Origin of the sequence: Spongiibacter tropicus DSM 19543, assembly GCF_000420325.1 — a bacterium.
GTDB lineage: Bacteria > Pseudomonadota > Gammaproteobacteria > Pseudomonadales > Spongiibacteraceae > Spongiibacter > Spongiibacter tropicus.
Window position 1 is genome coordinate 38,408 of the sequence record NZ_ATUS01000005.1, and the last position, 21,154, is coordinate 59,561.

17 protein-coding genes are annotated in these 21,154 nt (G+C 58.4%); 7 read left to right on the plus strand and 10 right to left on the minus strand.

Going from position 1 to position 21,154, the window contains the following annotated elements:
• Positions 1-77: 77 nt before the first annotated feature.
• The 7 genes from G411_RS20935 to G411_RS0116540 all read right to left on the minus strand — a co-directional run bounded on the left by G411_RS20935 (position 78) and on the right by G411_RS0116540 (position 9,220).
• A complete protein-coding gene (locus tag G411_RS20935; RefSeq protein WP_022960318.1) occupies positions 78-1,328 on the minus strand; it encodes an NAD(P)/FAD-dependent oxidoreductase in 1,251 nt (416 codons plus the stop codon).
• A gap of 3 nt (positions 1,329-1,331) precedes the next feature.
• On the minus strand, positions 1,332-2,477 hold the full coding sequence (locus G411_RS20940; RefSeq protein ID WP_022960319.1) for an alginate export family protein: 1,146 nt from the start codon (positions 2,475-2,477) through the stop codon (positions 1,332-1,334).
• A gap of 21 nt (positions 2,478-2,498) precedes the next feature.
• On the minus strand, positions 2,499-3,338 hold the full coding sequence (locus tag G411_RS0116520; RefSeq protein ID WP_022960320.1) for an ABC transporter ATP-binding protein: 840 nt from the start codon (positions 3,336-3,338) through the stop codon (positions 2,499-2,501).
• Positions 3,339-3,361: 23 nt separating this feature from the next.
• Complete coding sequence (locus G411_RS0116525) at positions 3,362-4,366, minus strand: ABC transporter permease (protein ID WP_022960321.1); 1,005 nt, start codon at positions 4,364-4,366, stop codon at positions 3,362-3,364.
• A gap of 20 nt (positions 4,367-4,386) precedes the next feature.
• The gene (locus G411_RS0116530; RefSeq protein ID WP_022960322.1) at positions 4,387-5,760 is read right to left on the minus strand and encodes a CmpA/NrtA family ABC transporter substrate-binding protein; all 1,374 of its coding nucleotides are present in this window, start codon (positions 5,758-5,760) and stop codon (positions 4,387-4,389) included.
• A 326-nt stretch (positions 5,761-6,086) separates the two neighbouring features.
• Positions 6,087-6,830: an SDR family NAD(P)-dependent oxidoreductase gene (locus G411_RS0116535; RefSeq protein ID WP_022960323.1), complete on the minus strand. Its 744-nt coding sequence runs from the start codon at positions 6,828-6,830 to the stop codon at positions 6,087-6,089.
• A gap of 29 nt (positions 6,831-6,859) precedes the next feature.
• Positions 6,860-9,220, minus strand: a complete 2,361-nt coding sequence (locus tag G411_RS0116540) for a TonB-dependent receptor (protein ID WP_022960324.1) — start codon at positions 9,218-9,220, stop codon at positions 6,860-6,862.
• A gap of 133 nt (positions 9,221-9,353) precedes the next feature.
• Here G411_RS0116540 and G411_RS0116545 point away from each other — a divergent pair, with 133 nt between their 5' ends.
• From G411_RS0116545 to G411_RS21665, 3 genes are read left to right on the plus strand one after another with little or no spacing between them, the layout of a single operon-like run.
• Positions 9,354-10,628 carry a DsbA family protein gene (locus G411_RS0116545; protein WP_169530726.1) on the plus strand — a complete coding sequence of 425 codons (1,275 nt, stop codon included), beginning with the start codon at positions 9,354-9,356 and terminating at the stop codon, positions 10,626-10,628.
• Between the two features lie 22 nt (positions 10,629-10,650).
• On the plus strand, positions 10,651-12,291 hold the full coding sequence (locus G411_RS0116550) for a sulfatase-like hydrolase/transferase (protein ID WP_022960326.1): 1,641 nt from the start codon (positions 10,651-10,653) through the stop codon (positions 12,289-12,291).
• 17 nt (positions 12,292-12,308) lie between these two features.
• Positions 12,309-12,956, plus strand: a complete 648-nt coding sequence (locus G411_RS21665) for a TetR/AcrR family transcriptional regulator (protein WP_022960327.1) — start codon at positions 12,309-12,311, stop codon at positions 12,954-12,956.
• A gap of 10 nt (positions 12,957-12,966) precedes the next feature.
• On the opposite strand, the gene G411_RS0116560 is transcribed toward G411_RS21665, so the two are convergent.
• Entirely contained in the window at positions 12,967-14,082 is a 1,116-nt protein-coding gene (locus G411_RS0116560; RefSeq protein ID WP_022960328.1) for a glutathione S-transferase family protein, read from the minus strand.
• Positions 14,083-14,108: 26 nt separating this feature from the next.
• Positions 14,109-15,191 carry an MBL fold metallo-hydrolase gene (locus G411_RS20950; protein ID WP_169530728.1) on the minus strand — a complete coding sequence of 361 codons (1,083 nt, stop codon included), beginning with the start codon at positions 15,189-15,191 and terminating at the stop codon, positions 14,109-14,111.
• A gap of 164 nt (positions 15,192-15,355) precedes the next feature.
• On the opposite strand from G411_RS20950, the gene G411_RS20955 reads away from it, so the two are divergent.
• The 3 genes from G411_RS20955 to G411_RS20965 all read left to right on the plus strand — a co-directional run bounded on the left by G411_RS20955 (position 15,356) and on the right by G411_RS20965 (position 19,755).
• Entirely contained in the window at positions 15,356-17,095 is a 1,740-nt protein-coding gene (locus G411_RS20955; RefSeq protein WP_211218369.1) for an arylsulfatase, read from the plus strand.
• 74 nt (positions 17,096-17,169) lie between these two features.
• Positions 17,170-19,338, plus strand: coding sequence for a multiheme c-type cytochrome (locus G411_RS20960; RefSeq protein WP_169530730.1), 2,169 nt, complete (start codon positions 17,170-17,172; stop codon positions 19,336-19,338).
• A gap of 30 nt (positions 19,339-19,368) precedes the next feature.
• A complete protein-coding gene (locus G411_RS20965) occupies positions 19,369-19,755 on the plus strand; it encodes a hypothetical protein (RefSeq protein WP_022960332.1) in 387 nt (128 codons plus the stop codon).
• A 9-nt stretch (positions 19,756-19,764) separates the two neighbouring features.
• Here the strand turns inward: G411_RS20965 and mobA are convergent, their stop codons facing one another.
• Positions 19,765-20,358, minus strand: coding sequence for a molybdenum cofactor guanylyltransferase MobA (gene mobA, locus G411_RS20970; protein WP_022960333.1), 594 nt, complete (start codon positions 20,356-20,358; stop codon positions 19,765-19,767).
• Between the two features lie 94 nt (positions 20,359-20,452).
• Between mobA and tsaB the strand changes: the two genes are divergently transcribed.
• Positions 20,453-21,127, plus strand: coding sequence for a tRNA (adenosine(37)-N6)-threonylcarbamoyltransferase complex dimerization subunit type 1 TsaB (tsaB, locus tag G411_RS0116590; RefSeq protein ID WP_022960334.1), 675 nt, complete (start codon positions 20,453-20,455; stop codon positions 21,125-21,127).
• The last annotated feature ends 27 nt before the right edge of the window (positions 21,128-21,154 follow it).

Consider the following 21,154-nt stretch of genomic DNA (forward strand, 5'->3'; position numbering starts at 1 on the left):
GGGCCTTTTTTATGGGCGCAGGATAGCGATAGCCGGTGGATCAGATAGAAGGGGAGTGATTGCCGGTGGAAGAGGGGTCAGGCGATGCCGTCGCAATAGGCGCGGCCAAACAGCAACTGCTGACGCAGTGGCGCGACTGACTGCCCGGACTCCAGTAACTCGGCATACCAGAGGCTGTCTCGTATATCGCCCAGGCAGAGAAGGCCGATCAGTCGGGAGTTCCGCAACAGCAGTTTTTTATACACGCCCCGCGCCGGATCGCTCAAACACAGACAATCGTCGCCGGGTTCGGCAATAAACTGTCCCATGCTGTGTACATCCAGCCCCGAGACTTTCAGTTTAGTCAGGTGTTGCCGTTCGCTGTAGCGTGCGGCGTGGTCACCACGAAGCTGCGCGGCGAGAATCCGGACCTGATCCCAGATGGGGGCGACCAAGCCGTAGCTATTGCCATCAAACTCGCAGCATTCGCCAATGGCGAAGACCCGGTCGGCGCTGCTTTGCAAGGCCGTATCGACGACAATGCCGCGATTCACCGTCAATCCGGCCTGCTGCGCTAGCTCGGTATTGGCGTGAATGCCTGTGGCGAAGACCAGTAAGTCGGCGTTCAATTCCCGCATGACGCCCTGCCGGTTCAGCGCCAGCCCGCGCAGTTCGCCGCTCGCGTTGTGCAGAACAGCAGTGGGGCTAACGCCGGTCATCACCTCAATGCCGCGTTGCGCCAGCGCATCGCACAGCAGTGCGGCGGCCTCACTATCCAGTTGCCGGTTCATCAACACCGGATTGCGGTGCAGCAGGGTGACGGACAGGCCACGTTGACGCAGGCCCACCGCGGCCTCTATGCCCAGTAATCCGCCGCCGACGACGATCGCGCGCTTGGCGTTTTCTCCCGCACGAAGCAGGGCGTCTACATCGCGTAGTGAGCGAAAGCCGTAAACGGCCGGGTGATCGATGCCGGGCAGGGTGGGCAAGGCGCTGCGACTGCCGGTGGCAATCACCAGTTGGTCGTAGCACAGTGTGTCGCCATTTTCGGCATAAACGCGCTGCTGTTGCGTATCGATGCGACTGACCGGCCAGGGTGACAGGCGCCGAACGCGCCGGGCCCGATACCAGTGCTCGTCGTGTGGAGTGATGGTGTCGAGTGAGACCTCACCCGCCAGCAGCGGTGACAGCATAATGCGGTTGTAGTGCGCAACGCCTTCGTCATCCAGCAGCAGAATTTCACTGAAGGGATGTTGAAGGTCGAGCTCTTCCAGCAGGCGGTTGGCCGCCAGGCCGCTGCCGATAATCAGCAGGCGGTTGCTGGCGGGGGAGGACAGTTGCTCAGTCATTGCTCACAGGCTGAATTGCAGCCACAGCCAGAAGCGGCGAGTGTCGTTGCCCAGGTCTTTGGCGCTGTAGTCGGCGAATTTGGCGCCCACGGTATAGCGCTCGGCCAGCTTCATGGTGGCCAGCAGGTCGATTTCATCGCCGTAGCGGTCGCTGCCTTCCATCGCGGCGAAGTCGTGGTAGTGGGCGGCCAGCTTGACCTTGCCCAGTTTGCCTCCGACTTTCAGGTAGCGGTCATCCAGACCGTTGGCGGGTGTCGCCAAAAACACATCCGCCCAGCCGTTGAAAGCGTGTTTGGTGGCCAGCGGGGTTTGAAAGCCGTATTGGCCGTCGTCGCTGCCCAGACGCTCGTTGCCGAGGGTCAGGCTGACGCCGGACACGGACGTGCCAATGTCGGCAACGAGGTAATCGGCATCAAAGTCGGCGCCCCCGGTGTCGGCGCGTTGCTGGGCATATTCCGCACGATACGTCAGTTTCTGGTCGCCGAGGACGACACTGCCGTCGATGCGCAGACCGGTCGTGTCGTTTCTTGCACCGCTGTCGTCGTCCTCCAGCAGGTAGCTGTAGCCGCCGACAGACAGCGTCTCAAATTGATAACTGGCATTCAGCAGATGGCTGTCGGTATCGGCGTCAAATTTTTTCAGAATGCTGTGGACTTCATCAATGAAGGCATACTGAACGGTGAACTTGCCCTGCTGGTAGCGCAGGCTCGCCGCGTCGTAGGTCTGTTCATTGGCTCTCCAGCCGACGTTGCCGATAAAGCGAGCATTGTCGAAGATCAGCCGCTGACGGCCGACAACAGCCTTAAAACCGCCTTGTTTGTATTGCAGTTGCGCGCGATTCCACTCGCTGAATTGAGGGTCGGCAATCACGTCGTAGCCGGGATTCTCCGGTGCGAAATCATCGAGGGCCAGGACGCCGGCCTCGTACTCGGCCAGTACGCTGAAACCGGCGTATTCAGCACTTTTGAAACCTACGGCGATATCGGCAAGCGCGGCGTCGGCTTTGTCATTGTCGGCCGGATCGTCGATGTCGGCATGTTCGTAACGCAGTTTTATATCGCTGTAAAAGCTGCCCAAATCCGATATTTCGGCCAGACTCGGCTGGCTGCACAGCAGGGCTGCTGCGCAGAGAGAGAGCGTGTATTTCATGGTGTTGTCTCCATTGGCGGCCTAGGCCGCGGCCTCACACTTTTTTGGCTGGGTGGTTTGTGGTGCCGGGGTCTGCGCTTCTGGTGAGCGCTGTTTTTCATAGAGGAAACTCAGCACGCGTTGGCGGTACTGGTTGTACAGCGGATCATTGGCCAGACCGACCCGGTCGCGGGGGCGGTGAAGGCCGATGTCCAGGATTTCGCCGATGCTCGCGGCGGGGCCGTTACTCATCATCACAATGCGGTCGGACAGCAGTACGGCTTCATCCACATCGTGAGTAATCATGATGACGGTGTTGTTGAGCTGGCGCTGAATGCGCATCAGCGAATCCTGCAGGTGGGCGCGGGTCAGGGCGTCCAGTGCACCGAATGGCTCGTCCATCAGTAATACTTCCGGCTGCATGGCCAGTGCCCGGGCAATGCCGACCCGCTGCTTCATACCACCTGAGATTTCGTCCGGGCGTTTATGCAGCGCGTGATCCATTTGCACCAGCTCGAGGTTGTGCTCGATCCATTCACGCATTTCGGCCCGGGTCTTTTTGCCTTTGAAGACCCGCTTGACTGCCAGCTCAACGTTTTCATAGGCGGTGAGCCAGGGCAGCAGCGAATGGTTTTGAAAGACCACCGCGCGCTCCGGTCCGGGTTCGTTGACTTCCTTTCCGTTCAGCACCACGCCACCTTCGGTCGCCTGGTGCAGGCCGGCGACAATGTTCAGCACGGTGGACTTGCCACAGCCGGAGTGGCCGATCAGCGAGATAAACTCGCCTTTTTCAATTTTCAGATTGACCTTTTGCAGGGCGCAAAAAGGTCCTTTGGGTGTCGGGAATTCGATGCCGACATCGCTGAGTTCGAGTAATGCCATGATGTTGTCCTCTCGCTGTTGGCTTATCGCAGGGTGGCGGCTTTGTCCCAGGACACGAGTCGCTGCAACATCAGCATGGCGCGGTCCAGCAGAAAGCCGATCAGACCAATAGTGAGCACCGCGACCATGATGCGGCCGAGTGATGATGAGCTGCCGTTCTGAAATTCGTCCCAGACGAATTTCCCCAGTCCCGGGTTTTGCGCCAGCATTTCGGCGGCGATCAGTACCATCCAGGCGATGCTCAGCGACAGTCGCAGGCCGGTGAAAATCATTGGAATGGCCGATGGCAATACAATCTTGCGCACGTGCTCAAGGTAGCTCAGACGCAGCACGCGGCTGACGTTGGCGAGGTCGTCGGGAATCGATACCACACCTACAGCGGTGTTGATCAACGTGGGCCACAGACAGCAGAGCATGACGGTGATCATCGAGGTGATAAACGACTTGGGCAGCAGCGGATCGTCACTGACATACAGCGCCGAGACCAGCATGGTGACCAGCGGCAACCAAGCCAGCGGCGAGATCGGTTTGAAGACCTGAATCAGCGGGTTGAAGGCGCTGTGCAGGCTGCTGCTGAGGCCGATAACAATGCCGAGCGGAATCGCGAGCAGTGACGCCAGCACAAAGCCACTCATCACCGTTATCAGACTGGTGCCGATCTGATCGAAAAAGGTAGGCTTGCCGGTGTAGTCGCGAATTTTGGGCTCGTAGCTGGGGTCTTTCGCCACACGTTCGGCATTGCGTTTTTCCTGGCGCTCATAAAACGCGGCAGCGCGCTCCCGTTCCCGCTCGTGTTCACTGATCAGCCCCTGAGCCTGATGGTAAACTTCGGCGGGACCGGGAAATTTACCCAGCGAGGTGTCAATATTGCTGGCCGCGGTGTGCCAGAGCATGAGAAAGACCAGAATACCCGCCAGCGGAATAAGCAGCCGGCTGAACAGCATCTGGCTGTTCTGGACAAGGTTTTCTCCCTTGGCCATTTTGGCCAAGGGCTCCAGCCAGGCGGGCAGTGTCGAGACGTTAATCATGGATAGGTTCTCCCCAGCCCTCAGAGGGCTTCTTTGCCTTTCAGGCCAATCGGGAATTTCTCCAGATAGGCGTTGGGCTTGCTGCCGTCGTAGGTGATGTTGTCGATAAAGTCGGCTTGCGGTGGCTTGAAGCCGCTTTCGGTATCGAAGTCAGGAAAGTCGCTGGCGCTCAGCACACCTTCGGCGATCAGCTCTTTGGCGGCAGCGGCGTAGATATCGGGACGGTATACCTTGCGGGCGATGTCCATGTACCAGCTATCGGGTTTGGCCTCGGCAATCTGTCCCCAGCGGCGCATCTGGGTGAGATACCAGATGGCATCGGAGTAGTAGGGGTAGGTAGCGAAGTGGCGGAAGAAAACGTTGAAGTCGGCGGCGTCGCGGCGGTCGCCCTTCTCGAATTCAAAGCTGCCGGTCATGGAGTTGGCAATGACTTCGCGGTCGGCACCGACATAGCGCGGCATGGCGAGCATCTTCACGGCTTCGTCGCGGTTGGCATTGTCGTTCTCATCGAGCCAGGCGGCAGCGCGGATCAGCGCTTTGACCACTTTGCGGTGAGTAATGGGGTATTTTTCCGCCCAGGTCTGGCTGACACCAAACACCTTTTCAGGATTGTTCTTCCAGATCTGGTAGTCGGTGACGACCGGCACGCCGATCCCCTTGAACAGCGCCTGCTGGTTCCAGGGTTCACCTACGCAATAGCCTTGAATCGTGCCGGCTTCGAGGGTGGCGGGCATCTGCGGTGGCGGCGTCACTGACAACAGTACATCAGCATTGAGCTGGCCGGAGTTATCGCCTTTTTGCGGCGCGTAATAACCGGGGTGAATCCCGCCGGCCGCCAGCCAGTAACGCAGTTCATAGTTGTGGGTAGAGACCGGGAAGACCATCCCCATGCGGAAGCGCTCACCGGCCTTGGCGTAGTCCGACACCACGGGTTTCAGTGCCGCCGCGCTGATAGGATGCTGAGGCTTGCCATCTTCACGCTTGGACACATGGGGCTTCATCTGCTCCCATACACGGTTGGCAACAGTAATGGCGTTGCCGTTCAGATCCATGCTGAATGCAGTAATGATATGCGCTTGTGTACCGTAGCCGATGGTGGCCCCCAGAGGCTGACCGGCCAGCATATGTGCGCCGTCCAGTTGTCCGTCGATGACGCGGTCGAGCAATACTTTCCAGTTGGCCTGGGCCTCCAGCCGCACGTACAGGCCTTCGTCCTCGAAGAAGCCTTTTTCATAGGCCACCGCCAGTGGCGCCATGTCAGTGAGCTTGATAAACCCGAAGGTTAATTCTTCTTTCTCCGGGTAATCCTCGGCAACTGCCACGATTGAAGTCAGTGCAATCACCAGTGTTGCGCAGCAGTGGAGCCGGCGGCGTAGGGCCTTGAAGCCAGGCATAGTGTCCCCCTTTAGGGCCCACAAAAATGCGGGCAAAAAAAAAAGGCGCGCCGACGAAATCTCGTCGGCAGCGCCTTTGCTGAATATCTGTTGGATAACGGCGGTTTCTACGTTGAAACCTGATCACAACTATTCAAGGCTTGTGCCAATATTCTGTTTGTCCAGTATTTTTCGGCTAAATCCTATAAAAATGCCGACATCTGTGCTGATTTGATGTTTTTTTGAAGGTGGTCTGCCGGTTGGGCTTGTGGGGTGCCCGCGCAGTTTTCGTGCGCGAAGCAAAAAAGCGGTGCGCTATTTCGGCGCAGTGTGACACGGCGGTGCGTCTAGGATTTGAAGCGCTGCCAGATTCGGTCGGGCAGATGGCCCAACAGTGGCCGGAACAGTGTCCAGGGAAAACGGGGCACAAACACATCTTTCCGACGCGCGAGAATCGCCTTCGCCATTTCACTTGCGGCTTTTTCAGCTGAAATGGCGAAGGGGTAGCGGTCGATGTTCTCCATGATCTCGGTTTTGATAAAGCCGGGTCGTATCTGGGTGACGTCGATATGCTTATCTTTGTGCTCAATGCGCAGCGCATCGAGATACATGGAAATTCCAGCTTTGGAGGCGCAGTAGGCTGCTTGGCTGGGGATGGCCTGCAGGGAGGCCAATGAAGAAATGCCAACAATCTGACCCTGCCCGCGCTTCAGGAAATAAGCCACTGCAGCGTTGGCGGTGGCCATGGCACCGAGTAGATTCGTGCGGATAATGGCTGTTTCGTCAGCTAACTGACCGTGACCGACACGGGTGAAATTGTTGATGCCGGCATTGATGATTACACTGTCTACCCCGCCCAGTGCCGCGAATAGATCGAGCAGGCTGAGTTCTACGCTGTCGGTGTCGTCCACATCCAGTCTGGCGATGTGGACCTCGACACCAGTCTGCTGCTGCAGTTCGACTTGCAATGTTTCCAGCGCTTCCAGACGCCGTCCTGTGAGTCCAAGTCGGCAACCCCGTTTGGCGAATTCCCATGCAAGCGCTTTGCCGATGCCTGCGCTGGCACCGGTGATGATCAGAGTGTGAGACACGTTTTTCTCCTGTTTACGGCGGTGGCGGGTCAGAAGTAACGGCGCGCGGTCAGTCCAGCACTGAACGGCGCAATAGTGAAGGCCTGATAGGAGCCCTCGCTTGCGCCGATATTGCGATCGACTTGTGTGTGGACATTGGCCGGTGCGGTTTGGGCGATAGCGTCTTCATCACTCAGGTTTTTCCCCCATATGGCAATATCCCATTGAGCATTCTGCCATCCCAGACGAAGATTGGTGATGCCGTAGGCCTCGGTTTCGGCGCGGGGGTCCAGAGAGGCACTGTTATTGGCGCTACCGTTGTAGAGGTAGTCTAGTCGCGCATAGAACTCACCGGAAAACAGCGGGCGGTAGTAGTTCAGGGCGATATTTCCTTTGAATCGGGTCGCTGAGGGCAGGCTCTCGCCGCTGAGGTCGCACTGCCCCAATGCGTTGTCTGGATTTCTACCGTAGTAGCACTGGCCGCCAGTGTATTCGTCGTAAATGGTATCAATGTAGGCTAGGTTGATATTGGCGACCAGCGAGGGCGTGAGGATAAAAGTGGAGTCGATTTCTACACCGCTAACCGTCACCAGCTCGGCATTGTTCACCACGAAAATCAGACCGGCATAGCTGGCATTCTGAAAGTCTTCATACTCGGTGTAAAAAGCTGCCGCGTTTACTCGCGCCCGTTTGTCGAGAAACTCACTCTTCAGACCGATCTCGTAATTGGTGACGTTCTCCTCTCCGTAGGGACGAGATTCGCCGGTGGCCGTGCCGTTCTGCAGGCTGAAGCCTCCGGCCTTGAAGCCAGTGGAAATTGCGCCATAAAGCATAGTGTCAGTGCTGAGAAAATAGTTGCTTGAGAGCGAGCCTGTGACCGCTTCAAAATCGAGGGTGTCATCGTAGTTATTGCCGTCGGGGGTAACGCTACATAGCAGGTTGGTATTCAGCGGCGGAACGCAGCCCAGCGCCGATAGCTGATTGGATTGGTCGATGCGACCGTGTTTCTTCTCGTAGGAATAGCGCAGACCCAGTGACAGTTGCCACTGCTCTGAAAGCGTCAGGTCGTATTTGTTAAAGACGCCAAGACTTTCAGTTTGCTGTTTAACGTAGTAGTCGCCGCGATCACCGGCAACGCCCAGCGCGGGGATGGTCAACGGTAGGAGGTTAATCGGCAGCAGTCCTTGAGAAACCTGATAGTCAAATACCGCGTCGCCATAGGCGGCGATATCCTGCTGTGCAATAAATTCCGACAGTTCGCGATCACCGCGGATAAACGTATTTTCGTAGTAGAACAAGCCGGCCAGCCAGTTCAGGCGAGCATTGTCGTTGGACGCAAAACGCAGTTCCTGCGAAAACGAGTGCCCGTTCTGTACATCGAGGAAGTCGGCAAGCTGCAGGCTTTGCTGTTCCACATCGTTCACGCCATTGGCACTTTCGTAGTCGTCGTAGCTGCTGATGGCTGTCAGCGTCACCTTGTCGAAGGCGTATTCCAGTTTAAGGATGACATCGTTGCTTTCACTGTCGAAGGTGGTGTTATCGCGATATTCCACTTTGCGGTCGGTGGGATCATTGGCAATGCTCAGGCGGCCGCCAGCATTGGCGATAATTTCCCGGGCCGCTTCGCTCAGATAGACATCGCCGCTCATTGGATTCATGTCTTTCTCACTATAGCCGACAATCAGCCGGGCACTGAGTCGGTCGCTGAAGTCGGCCTGCAACTGGGCGCGAATGGCGCGGCTGTCCTGGGTGTCACTGTCGGCACCTGCGGTGTTGTCAATCCACGCATCGCGATGGGTTTCCACCAGGCTTAGCCGCCCGCGCAACCAATGATTAAAAGGGCCGCTGATCGAGGTTTTGAGCTGTTGCAGATTGTCACTGCCGAGAGTGGCTTCCACCATGCCCTCAAGGCTTTCGCTGGGCGCTTTGGTAGTCACGCTGATCACCCCGGCGGTGACGTTTTTACCGTGCAGGGTACTCTGCGGCCCCTTGAGGACTTCCACCGATTGCACATCGGCCAGGTCGCCAATACCCATCCCGGAGCGCGATCGAAATGCGCCATCGATAAACAGGCCGGTAGCCGGTTCGAAGGTCGGGATGTTCCCGGCATTGCCGATATTGCGGATGCGGAAGGTGGCCGACAGCGGACTGATATTGGTCAATACAATCAGTGAGGGCACCTGGGCAGCGATGTCGGCAATATCGTTGAAACCGATGTCGTCGAGCTGATCGGCGGTGATCGCCGACACCGCGACCGGCACGTCCTGGAGATTCTCGGAACGCTTCTGCGCAGTAACGATCACTTCTTCGAGCTGGGGCGCAGCCAGCGCGGCGTGATTAACGGCCAGCGCCAGTGCCGTGCCAAGCAGTTTTGGCCTGCTATAGAAGGGTTTTTTGCGGAAAGATGTCATGGCGGAGTCCCTGTTATCCGGGCGCCGACTGCGGCCCGATTTGTTGTTATTTTGGGCCACGCTATCACAGGGTTTACACTGTGTAAATAAAATTGCTAGTATCGTTCCGTTGAATAAAAAAACATGGTGTGCCATGACAATGCCGACTAAGGCGAGATGTAAGGCCCGTATCATTCAGGGGGTGGCGGGCGGATATGCGCTGCTGCAGTCGCGCCGTGCGGCTCGTGAGAATGCGCAGGATGAGCTGGAGTTTTACTATGCGGTGGGTGATCCGCATTCACACCTGGCTGCGCAGTTGCTGCCGCGACTGCAGGCGCAGAGTAAGTTAACGATTCGCCTGCGACTGGTCTCCCAGCAGCAAAGCCCCATCTACCCTGAAATTGACAAGCAGCGGCGCTTTGCTCTGAACGATGTGCCGCGTTTGGCCTCGGCGTATGGGCTGCAAACCGTGCCGATGAACGGCCCGCCTGATGACGCTTTAACGACTCAGGCTAACACTTATCTGATGGCGGCCGACTCCCTTGAGGATTTCATACGGCGTGAGTGGCAAGTGGCCAGTGTGTTGTTTTCCGGACAGGGCGACTTGCCCGTTGGCGACACCAAATCGGCAACTGACGTCGAAGAAACATTGCAGGCCAATAACCTGCGACGCGAACGGCTGGGGCACTACCTGCCTGCAATGTGGCAGTTTCGCGGCGATTGGTTCTGGGGTGTCGATCGCGTCGATGCGCTGCTGGCAGCTCTGAATCGGGCTGGGCTGTATGAGGGCCCGCTGACCTTGCTCTGCCATGCGAATAAAGCAGACCTTGGGGAGACGCCATCGGCCGGGACGCCACTGGAGTTCTTTTTCAGTTTTCGCAGCCCATATTCCTATCTGGCTGCCGTGCAGTTGCAGCGTCGCTTGTCCTCCATGACGTTGCCCCTGTCAGTGCGACCGGTCCTGCCGATGGCCATGCGTGGCTTTAATATTCCCCTGGCCAAGCGTATGTACATTGTTCACGACGCGGGCCGGGAGGCAAAGCGTTTGGGGGTTCCTTTCGGGCTGATCAGTGACCCTATCGGTGAAGGCGCTTTGCGTTGTTTGAAAGTGTTCAGTCTGGCAGAGAGCCCGCCGCAGCAACTCGATTTCCTGGTGGAAGCGGGGCGGTGCGCTTGGGCAGAGGCCATTGATCTGGCTACTGACCGGGGGTTGCGAACCGTCTGCCAGCGGGTGGGTATCGAGTGGGCCGCCGCGCAGCGCTGTCTGACCGAGCCGCTGCCTGCCTATGCCCAGAATAACCTCGATGCGCTGCTGGATATGGGGTTTTGGGGCGTGCCGAGTTTTCGCCTCGGGCAGTTCACCAGTTGGGGGAATGATCGCATGTGGATGCTGGATGAGTTGCAGCGCCGCGCAATGCCGTCTGATTGAATCACAACGCTAGGAAATAATAATGAAAAAAATCCTGCTCTCAATGCTGTTGATACTGTTACTGCTGGTGGCCGCGGTCTGGCCTCATCGCGGCGAATGGCTGCTGCGGGCGGTGATCGGACTGGATAATCTCCGGCACCCGGTGGCAGAGAATCAGCCGGTTCACTGGCGGCAGGGAGAGGCCGCGCCCGGCGATCAGCGCCCCAATGTCATTCTGATTGTGGCGGATGATCTGGGTTTTAACGACATTAGCTTTCACCGCGGTGAGCAGGCGACCCTGCCGACACCGGCGATTGATGCTCTGGCCAGCCAGGGTGTGTCGTTCAGCAGCGCCTACGCAGGCAATGCCGTTTGTGCGCCGTCCCGGGCGATGCTGATGACCGGGCGTTATTCCACGCGCTTTGGCTTTGAGTTCACCCCGGCGCCGCGTAGCTTCGCCAAAATGTTCAAGATATTGCCGCAACCCCCCGGCGCCCTGCATCCGCCCGAGGTGGATATGGCGGCGGTAGACCGCTTGCCACCGTTTCAGTCCCTGGGCATGCCCGGCGAGGAAATTACGCTGGCAGAGCAGCTTCAGGCGGCGGGTTATCACACCCTGCATATTGGCAAGTGGCATTTGGGGCGGGACCAAGGCATGCGTCCCGAGCATCAAGGCTTCGATGAAAGCCTGCTGATGGAGAGCGGTCTGTACCTGCCAGTGGATGATCCGCAGGTGGTCAATGCCCGGCAGGGTTTCGATCCGCTGGACCGGGCGATCTGGCTGAGAATGCGTTATGCCGCGTCCTATAACGGTAGCCAACCCTTTGCCCCCAGCGGCTACCTGACGGATTACTACACCGATCAAGCGGTGAGTGCGATCGCGGCAAATAAGGATCGACCATTTTTCCTATACCTCGCCCACTGGGGCGTGCACTCACCATTGCAGGCGTTGAAAGCTGACTACGATGCGCTGTCGCATATTCAGGATCATCGCCTGCGCGTGTACAGTGCCATGCTGCGCGCACTCGACCGCAGTGTGTCGAGGGTGATGCAGTCCTTGGTAGACAACGGTATCGACGACAATACCCTGGTGATTTTTACCAGCGACAACGGTGCACCGGGCTATCTGGGTTTGCCGGACTTGAACGCACCGTTCCGTGGCTGGAAACTGAGCTTTTTTGAGGGAGGTGTGCGCGTGCCGTTTTATCTGCGCTGGCCGAAGCAGCTATCATCGGGCTTGCAGTATGATGCGCCGGTTTCCCATCTGGACGTGTTTGCCACAGTGGCTGCGGCTGTGGGTATCGCGCTGCCCCAGGACCGGGTGATGGACAGCGTGAATTTGCTGCCCTATGTGAACGCCGATATTCAGGGGCCTCCCCACGACGCGATTTTCTGGCGGGAGGGAGCTTATCAGGGCATGCGTGCCGGTGACTGGAAGCTGATGCGCTCGCCCAAGCCGCGTAAAATTTGGCTGTACAATCTCAAGGACGATCCGCTGGAAGCACAGAACCTTGCCGCAGAATACCCGCAGCAGGTAGCTGACATGGCCGCGCAACTGGACGAACACAACCGCCAGCAGCAGCCTTCGCGCTGGCCCTCAATCGTCAGCCTGCCCGTGCTGATCGATAAAACCATGGCTGACCCGGCCTCGGCAGAAGATGAATATATTTACTGGCCAAACTGACAGGACACCACGCTGAGATGGCGGAGAAAAAAACGGCAAAGCGGAATTACCTGAATCGGCAGCAGCGCCGACAGCAGCTACTGGACACGGCGGCGTCGATTGTTGACGAGCAGGGTTGGTCGGGGCTGACCATGATTTCGCTGGCCGAGCGGGCCGAGGTGAGTCGCCAACTGATCTACCAGCATTTTACGGCCATTGATGAGTTGTTGCTGGAAACCATCAAGTACTTGTTTGGCAGTCTGTATCAGGACTCGCAGGCCGATTTTAATCAGCAGCCTAGCGATATTGAGCAGGCGGTACAGGCCCAGCACCGTCACTATCACGAGGACTTGTCTGCCGGGCGGGTGCGTGCCCTGTGGACGATTCTGTTCACCCCCTATAACGCCAATGAACCCATTGCCAAAGCGGCGCGTATGATTCGCCGTCTCAGCGCCGATGTGCCTGCCGCCGCAATACCGGGCCTGGTGGGCGTAGAATTGGCCGATGATCAGCGGCGGCAAATTGGTTTCATGATCGACATGCTGTTCTGGGGCAGTTATAGCCTGGTGAGCGATGGCGAGATGGATGAAGACAGTGCGCTTGAGCTGCTGTTGTGGATGCTGCGGCGCTTCAAGTCCGGTGAGTCGGCGGGCCTGCCGCCAGCATTTCGCAAATCCGCCAAATAATCCAGGGCTATCACGCGGCGACCCGACAGATGGCCGTGCCCGCTTTTTCCAGCCGCCAAGGTATCGTGCTTTTTAGCAGGGGCAAAAAGCCGGTGTCGGCAAGCAGGATGTCGGCACGGTGCTGCTGTTCCTCTGACAGCGTCCGGTAGGCAATTGCTACCCGCTGTAATTTCCAGGCCACATAGGTCGAACTGGCCGCAGTTACCTCAACGCCCTCAATGCTCGCTGGTGCCGGCCCGAAGGACGCGGGGAGGATGTCGCTGTCATTGCTGGCAATACCCTCGGCGACGGCCCGCCATGTGGTCTCGGCCATGGTGGCAAATGGCGCTGCGAGTTTGGCGAGAAATGCAGGCAGTTGCGGATCGTTGCACAATTCGCCATCGCTGGCTTCTCCCGCCGCAGCGTGCATACGCATCATCCACATCGACAGCTTCGTGCAGTGGCGCCGCAGGTGTTCCCCGGCCTCGCAGGGGTCCATATACAGATGGCCGAACAGGCCGTTCATCATTGCTACATCGGCAAGGCAGGGGCGGTTGCCAAGCAGGAAACGCTGCTGACTCAGGCGCTGTTCCAGTGTGTCCAATATGCGGTGGGTGAGCTTTCTGCTGAGGGTCTGTACCTCGTCCCGGTCCTGTCCCAGTTTGCGCACTTTGGCCTGAATACCTTCGGCGACCAGTTCAGAGACCCCTTCGGCCTGCGCGCGCAGTTCGGCGTCGTCGAGATCGGTGTGCAAGACCGTTTGAAACATACCGAGTGCCCACTGGCGAGTGTCTTCTGGAATCCAGCGGTAGTAGATGAACGGGGCGACAAAAAACTCATCGCAGAGCGTTTCGAGCAGCAGGCAGGCCACGGTGAGTACCGGGTCGTCGGGCGTCAGTGGGCGCTCAGGGTGACGTCGTTCAAGGGTTTCGACGATATCGCAACTGTCGTTCAGCAGCTCACCGTCAGGGCAGAAAACCACCGGAAATTTGGCTTCGCCGGTGCGTGGCATCACTTCCTGAAAAAGAGCCTGAAAATTGCTCGCCCGCTCCGTGTAGGGCAGGCGTTTGTACTGCAGGCAGGCGCGGACCTTGGCGGAGTAGTAGGAATATTGTGTGGCGATCAGAATATAGTCTTGCTGAGGCATAGTGGCGTCCGAATTCAGTAATGGATTTACCGCAGGGAGTCTGTGCGAATAGCCGTGCTGTTGGCGGGCAGGCTGAAGAAGTCGCCGTCGCGGGTAATGCTGATGGGGCCGTTGTAGTGCTCAGCGCTTCCCTGAATAAACAGTTTTTCCAGGTAGCGCAGCGGCAGGCCAGGAACGATGTGGTTCAGTGCCAGGTAGTGCGCCCCGGCGGCCTGGGCAATGTCCGCGGCCTGCTGCGGGGTGGTGTGGTAGTCGAGTATGTCTTCGGAAATCTGGGCCATGTGCTCGACTCCCACGGCACTGGCGGCGCGCTGCATCACATTCACTAATTGTGGTGATAGCGCTTCGTGAAGTAGCAGGTCTGCGTCTTCTGCTAGGGCTTGAACATTGGCGCTTTTGCGGGTGTCGCCGGAAATCACCACGCTGCGGCCTTTGTAGTCAAAGCGATAACCCACGGCATTGGGTACGGGATAATGGTCGACCCCAAAGGCGGTAATGCGCAAGCCGTCCCGCTCAAGAAGCAGCGAGCGCTCCCCGTTGTTAATTGCCGCAAAGGGGCGGGCGAGAAGTCCGGCGCCGGAGGGCAATACTGTTTTGGTGCCGTGGTGGTCGATGCGGTATTGGGTATCCTGGGCGTAAGCCTGATTAAAACCGTCGACAATTTGTTCTACCCCTGGTGGGCCGTAGACATCCAACGGCTTGGCCTGATGGCCACCTGCCCATCGCTGAACGGAAAGCTCGCCCAGCGCATCAATATGGTCGGAGTGAAAGTGAGTGAGTAGCACGGCACTGGCACGACCCGCAGATAGCCCTGCTGGGCCGAGATTGCGAATACTGCCACTGCCAGCGTCGACGATGTAAAGCTGCTTGCCTGCGATAACCGCAGTGCAGGGACCAGCGCGGTGCGGGTCGGGAATCGGCGAGCCTGCCCCGCAGATGTACACATGCAGACCGTCGGGTAATTCACTCATAAAGTGGTTACTGAGAGTGCCTTCAACCTGGCGCTGCATAGCGCGTAAAACGAGCTGGTTGCCGGCTTGCCAGATGAATACTGCGCTGACGACGAATAATAGCAGGAGGCTCAGGCCGAATTTGGAACGTGTTGTCATTGGATTATTCTCGTTGTTATTAATGGCCATGACTGGACAGTTCGCGACATTCTGCATTAAAGTTTACATTGTGTAAATAATTGTGTGGGCGCCGCCGATACGTCAGGCCGGCGGCGCTCGACGCAAGCAGTAATGCATAACAATAACGATACGAGGACATGCCTGTGCTGAGGCGAACCCTATACTGCGGCCTGCTGTTGATGGCGCCTGTGCTCGCACAGGCGGCGCCACCGAACATTGTGCTGATTCTGGCCGATGATCTCGGCTTTACCGACATTCAGCCCTTTGCCAGCGAAATTGCCACCCCCAGTCTGGCGGCACTGGCAGATAACGGCATTCGTTTCACCAACCACCATGTGGCGGCAAGCTGCGCACCGACCCGGGCAATGCTGCTGACCGGCGTGGACAGTCACCTGAACGGCGTGCCGAATATTCCCGAGGCCATGCCACCCAGTCAGCGGGGCCGTAATGGCTATGATGGCGTGCTGTCTCATCGGGTGCAGACGGTGGCAACACTGCTGCGCGAACACGGATATCACACCTATGTTTCGGGCAAGTGGCATTTGGGCAAGGATGCGAGTCGTTTGCCAGATCAGCGCGGCTTTGAGCGCAGTGTGATTCTGGCAGACAGCGGTGCAGATAACTGGTCCCAGCGCCCCTATCTGCCCATGTACCGCACGGCGCAGTGGTACAAGGACGGGCAACCCCATCAGTTGCCGAATGAGTTTTATTCTTCGGAATACATCGTCGACCAGGCAATAGCGCAGATTGATAGTCAACATGGCGATGGTCAGCCGTTTTTTTCCTACGTAGCGTTTCAGGCCGTACATATTCCCGTACAGGTGCCCGCCGCGTACCGGGCCATGTATGAAAGCCATTATCAGCAGGGTTGGTCGGCACTGCGCGAGCAGCGCTACCGGGCAGCGGTGGCGGCTGGGTTAGTGCCGCCTTCCACCGCGTTGACTGCAATGAATAGCACGGCGGATTGGATGGCGCTCAGTAATGCGCAGCAGCGCGATTGGGCGCGACGCATGGCGGTGTATGCGGGGATGGTGCAGGCGATGGACCACCACATAGGCCGTTTGGTCGAGCATCTGAAAACGCTGGGGGAATACGACAACACTGTGTTTGTGTTCATGTCGGATAACGGCCCTGAGCCCGCCGACCCGGTCGCCCGCTTTGGCCTGCCTTTTGTGCTGTGGATGAAGGCCATGGGCTTCAATACTGACTATGGCACCTTGGGTGAACGCGATAGCTATGTGGTGATTGGTCCCGGCTTTGCCAGCGCGGCGGCCTCGCCGTTGTCCTACTACAAATACTATGCTGGGGAAGGTGGGCTGAGAGTGCCGATGATTATTGCCGGGGCCGGCGTTGCAGCACCGGGGCGGCAGTCACCAGCGCTGACCCATGTGACTGATATTGTGCCGACGTTGTTAGACCTCAGTGGCGCTGCGCCGCCGGGAGACGACTACTATCAGCCCTCTGGCAAGAGCTTGTTGCCGGTGCTCGCCGACCAACGTGAGCGCGTGCGGGGGGAAGACGATGCGCTTGGCTACGAACTGGGTGGCAATGCCGCGCTGTTCAAGGGTGACTATAAACTGGTGAAAAACCTTCCTCCTGCGGGAGACGGCCGCTGGCATTTATATAACATTGTCAGTGATCCGGGAGAGAGCCGAGACCTGAGTGAGAGCATGCCGGAGCGTCTGGCCGCCATGTTGGCCGATTATGAGGATTATGCTCGGCGCAACGGTGTATTGGCCGTGCCGGATGGTTATGATCAGCTTCAGCAAGTGAGTTGGAATTCGATTATGGCGAGAAAAACAGAGTGGCTATCGGCAGGGTTGCTGCTGTTCGTACTGGTGTACGGCGGGCTTCTCTGGCGGCGTAAGCGGCTGCGGGGATAATGGTGCGGCATGTTATCGCAGCCTGTTGGCTGTTTATTGCTTTGTTTTGTGGCACTGCCCGTGCCGAATTCTCATTGACGGTCAATCAGCCAGAAAGCTGTGCTGGCTGCCATCAGGTACAGTTCAGCCAGTGGCAGGCGTCCCAGCATGCCGAGGCCATGCAGCCCACCAGTTCAAAGACGGTACTGGGCAATTTCGATGGCCAATCGCTGACGCATGCCGGCGTGCGCTATCGCTTTCTGGAAGCGGAAGGGCGTTACCAGATTGCTCTGACAGCGCCGGATCAGCCGGAACGCCTATTCGATGTTCGCTACACCTTCGGGGTGTATCCCTTGCAACAGTATCTGGTCGACCTGCCGGGCGGGCGTTTGCAGGCCCTGCCTGTTGCCTGGGACAGTCGCCGTGCGGCAGAAGGTGGTCAGCGTTGGTACGGGCTGGATTCCGATCTGGGCTGGGATCACTACGCGTTTACCTGGAATACCAGTTGTGCGGAATGCCATTCCACCGGGGTGGAGAAGGGGTATGACGCTGCGCAGAATCGTTTTGACACCCACTGGCAATTCGTCAATGTGAGCTGTCAGGCCTGCCACGGGAATGCAGAAGGTCACCAGCAGTGGCTGCGCAATCAGCAGCCCTCGTCGGTGGCGCATTCGGGGTTTGCGGCGACGCTGGCGGAGCGGGGCAGTTGGTATCTGCCCGAGAAGGCCAGTATTGCCCGGCGTCGGGACCGGCCCGATGGGGGCCAGCTTTCCGCCTGCGGCCAGTGCCACAGTCTGGGTACTCGTATCGACAGCTGGCAACCGGGTTCGCAGCTCGACGATCACCTCAGCCTGATGTTGCCGAATACACCGCTTTATCACCTCGATGGTCAGATTGATGCGGAGGTCTTTGTCGCGGGGTCTTTTCGGCAAAGCAAGATGCACGACGCGGGGGTGGTCTGCAGCGACTGCCATAATCCGCACTCACTGACACTGCGGGCGGAGGGCAACGCACTGTGCAGTCAGTGTCATCTACCCGATCATTACGATCGGCCCGCGCATCACGGTCACCCGGAACACAGCCGCGGTGCGCAATGTGTGAATTGCCACATGCCCGCAACAGTGTATATGGGCGTGGACGCGAGGCGCGATCACCGTTTCGGTATTCCCAGTCCGGCCCTTAGTAAGTCGATTGGCGTGCCCAATGCCTGCAGCCAGTGTCATGTCGATAAAAGCCCCGACTGGCTGATTGCCGGAATGCCGGGTAGCACAACGCAGGCAGACGCTGTGTCACTTTGGCTGCACCAGCTTGATCGCGGCGAGATCACGGCGCTGCCCCGTTTACTGGATTACGTTTCCACTGCCAATGGACACCGCTTTCGGCAGGCCAGGGTGATGGCAGCGTTGGGGGCGCAGATAGATGATCCCGCGCTGACCGAGCTGGCGCGTCGCAAGCTGCGGAGTCATGACCCCGCCCTCCAGCGGGCGGCGGTGGAGATTCTTGAGCGTCTGCCTCTGGACGACCGCCTGTTGATGCTGTTGCCCCATCTGGATGAGCCGGTCAAATCGGTGAGGCTGGCGGTTGCCAGGGTGCTGGCTGAAGGATTGGTCCGGGGAGATCTGAGTGATGCGGATCGTCAGCGCCTGTCCCGGCGAGTGAAAGAATACCGGCAGTCCTTGCAGCGCAATGCCGATCATCCGGCATCGCAAATGGCGTTGGGGAATTTATCGTTGGCAATGGGCGAGGAGGAGGCAGCAGAAAATGCCTACCGGCAGGCTCTGCGGATTGATGTGTCGTATTCCCCGGCCTCGATTAATCTTGCGGACTTGTACCGGCAGCGCGGCGACGAAGCAAAGGCCCAACAGATACTGCTTGCTGCACGACAGCTAGCGGATGACGCTGCGATTTCCTATGCACTGAGTATGAGCTACTTCCGTCAGCGTAAGCTTGATGACGGCCTTGACGCGATTAGTCACGCAGTGACATTGGCGCCAATGAACAGCGATTACGTGTATGCCCAGGCGGTGGCGCTGGAGCAATCCGGTCAGCCCCTGGAGGCCATAGCCGCGCTTGAGCGAGCTCTGAAACGACAGGGCGAGCGTCGCCAGCTAGTGGAATTACTCAGTCTGTATGCGGTGAATTATCAGTCACCGGCTGAGGCGTTGCCCCACGTTTTGCGCTGGCGAACGCTGGCGCCGGATGACCGTCGAGCTGCAGCGATTGAACAAGGTCTGCGCAGACAGCTTGCTCGGCCCACCCAATAGAAAAAAACACCGCCAGATAAGGATAAGAAAATGAAAAAATTGCTAAGTGGTCTGCTGTGGGGGATTGGGCTGTTATTTATGCTGCTGGGACTGCGCTGGCTGATTGATCCACAGGCGTCTGCCGATACATTGGGTATGGTCTTGTCAGACGGGGTGGGGCGCAGCTCGCAGATTGGGGATTTCGGCGCCTTCTTTTTCACGGGTGGGCTGTGGGTCTTGCTTGGCGTCTGGCGCAAGGCGCCGGTATTTCTCTATGTCGCGGCGACCACACTGGGTAGCGCTGCGTTGTTTAGATTGATTGCCTGGGCGGCTCAGGGCGCGGCGCTGACAGTGGACATGATCGCGGTGGAAGTGGTGATCGCCGCGATTCTGTTACTGGCTGCGCGTCTGAACTCCCGGCTCGGTACGGCCCGCTGATCTTTGGGGTCAGCGCGCTTCAAAGGCGTCGGCCCGATTGAGGTTGCGAAACTGTGCGGCCATGTCGCGGCAGTCTAAAGCATGGGCTTGAGCCTGTTCATACCAGCCATACACGCTGCGCTTTCCCGCTTCCAGATATGCCTGAAGGTTGGTCAGCAGTTCCGGGCGGCGTTCGAGCAGGGCATATAAATACTGGCCGCGCTCGCCGTCGTGGGCGTAGCGCACAGGCGTTTGCGGATGGCTAGAAGCCAGTCGTTGATAAAGCCCGTCGGGTGGCTGGGGATTGTCGCAGGGGACAATGAGTAGCTGCCGGTATCGCGCGGCCTGCAGGCCGCGGAGAATACCCGCCAGGGGGCCCGGATAATCAGCTAGCACGTCGGCCAGCGGCGTACCAAAATCCGCGTAGCGCTCGGCATTGCGGTTGCAGCTGATCAGCACTTCATCGGCCAGCGGCGCATAGCATTCGTGCACGGCGCTGATAAGGGGGCGCCCCTGCCAGTTCAAGAGTCCCTTGTCTTGGCCGCCGACGCGCTCGCCGCGTCCCCCAGCCAGAATCAGCAGCGAGAGACCGTCTTGCGCGATGAAATGCCCGTTTGAGCGCATCGTGAAATCCTCTACCCAGTGTCGCGATGGTAGGCGGTGGCTGTGCTATGATGCCAGCGTTTTTTTGCCAGATGTTGCCGAGACACTACACGCCATGACCAGCCTGCTAGCCATCGACGCTGCCACCGAAGCCTGCTCGGTGGCACTGCTGCGCGACGGCGAAATTCGTGAAGACTTCCGCATGTTGCCCCGGGCACACACCCGGTATTTATTGCCGATGGTGGACGAGATGCTGTCCTCTGCGGGAGTGACGCTCGCCCAGCTCGACGGTCTGGCGTTTACCGCCGGACCGGGGTCGTTTACCGGTTTGCGCGTTGCCATCGCCACGGTGCAGGGGCTGGCTTTTGCCGCGGATTTGCCAGTGCTGCCGGTGTCGACGTTGGCGTCCATGGCGCAGCACTATATGAATACCGATCAGCCCGATGAGGGCAGTTTGCTGATGCCGATAATTGATGCTCGTATGGATGAACTCTATGTCGGCCGCTACGTCTGCCGGAATGGCTTTGTCGAGGCCGTTTGTGATGATGCGCTGCTCGCGCCCGCTGCGGTTGGCGACTTGGCTGCGGTTGCCGTGGGTTTGGGTGAGGGCTGGGAATACGCTGAGCGGTTTGATGGCGCAGCACCCGCAAGGCTTGATACCTCGGTGCTACCCCATGCTGCATCAGCACTGACGCTGGCCGAACGCGATTATCTGGCAGGCAAATTGCTGCCTGCCGAACAGGCTCAGCCGGTCTACCTGCGCGACAGTGTTGCCTGGCAAAAAGCGTAATCACGACCCTCTAATCACTAACAAGGA

Bases quoted from the DNA above. Each gene is read 5' to 3' on its own strand.
- G411_RS0116560 (WP_022960328.1), bottom strand. From the start codon at position 14,082: ATGCCTCAGCAAGACTATATTCTGATCGCCACACAATATTCCTACTAC.
- G411_RS20965 (WP_022960332.1), top strand. From the start codon at position 19,369: ATGAAAAAATTGCTAAGTGGTCTGCTGTGGGGGATTGGGCTGTTATTT.
- G411_RS20950 (WP_169530728.1), bottom strand. From the start codon at position 15,191: ATGACAACACGTTCCAAATTCGGCCTGAGCCTCCTGCTATTATTCGTC.
- G411_RS0116520 (WP_022960320.1), bottom strand. From the start codon at position 3,338: ATGGCATTACTCGAACTCAGCGATGTCGGCATCGAATTCCCGACACCC.
- tsaB (WP_022960334.1), top strand. From the start codon at position 20,453: ATGACCAGCCTGCTAGCCATCGACGCTGCCACCGAAGCCTGCTCGGTG.
- G411_RS20940 (WP_022960319.1), bottom strand. From the start codon at position 2,477: ATGAAATACACGCTCTCTCTCTGCGCAGCAGCCCTGCTGTGCAGCCAG.
- G411_RS0116550 (WP_022960326.1), top strand. From the start codon at position 10,651: ATGAAAAAAATCCTGCTCTCAATGCTGTTGATACTGTTACTGCTGGTG.
- G411_RS0116545 (WP_169530726.1), top strand. From the start codon at position 9,354: ATGACAATGCCGACTAAGGCGAGATGTAAGGCCCGTATCATTCAGGGG.
- G411_RS0116540 (WP_022960324.1), bottom strand. From the start codon at position 9,220: ATGACATCTTTCCGCAAAAAACCCTTCTATAGCAGGCCAAAACTGCTT.
- G411_RS0116530 (WP_022960322.1), bottom strand. From the start codon at position 5,760: ATGCCTGGCTTCAAGGCCCTACGCCGCCGGCTCCACTGCTGCGCAACA.
- G411_RS21665 (WP_022960327.1), top strand. From the start codon at position 12,309: ATGGCGGAGAAAAAAACGGCAAAGCGGAATTACCTGAATCGGCAGCAG.
- G411_RS20935 (WP_022960318.1), bottom strand. From the start codon at position 1,328: ATGACTGAGCAACTGTCCTCCCCCGCCAGCAACCGCCTGCTGATTATC.
- G411_RS0116525 (WP_022960321.1), bottom strand. From the start codon at position 4,366: ATGATTAACGTCTCGACACTGCCCGCCTGGCTGGAGCCCTTGGCCAAA.
- mobA (WP_022960333.1), bottom strand. From the start codon at position 20,358: ATGCGCTCAAACGGGCATTTCATCGCGCAAGACGGTCTCTCGCTGCTG.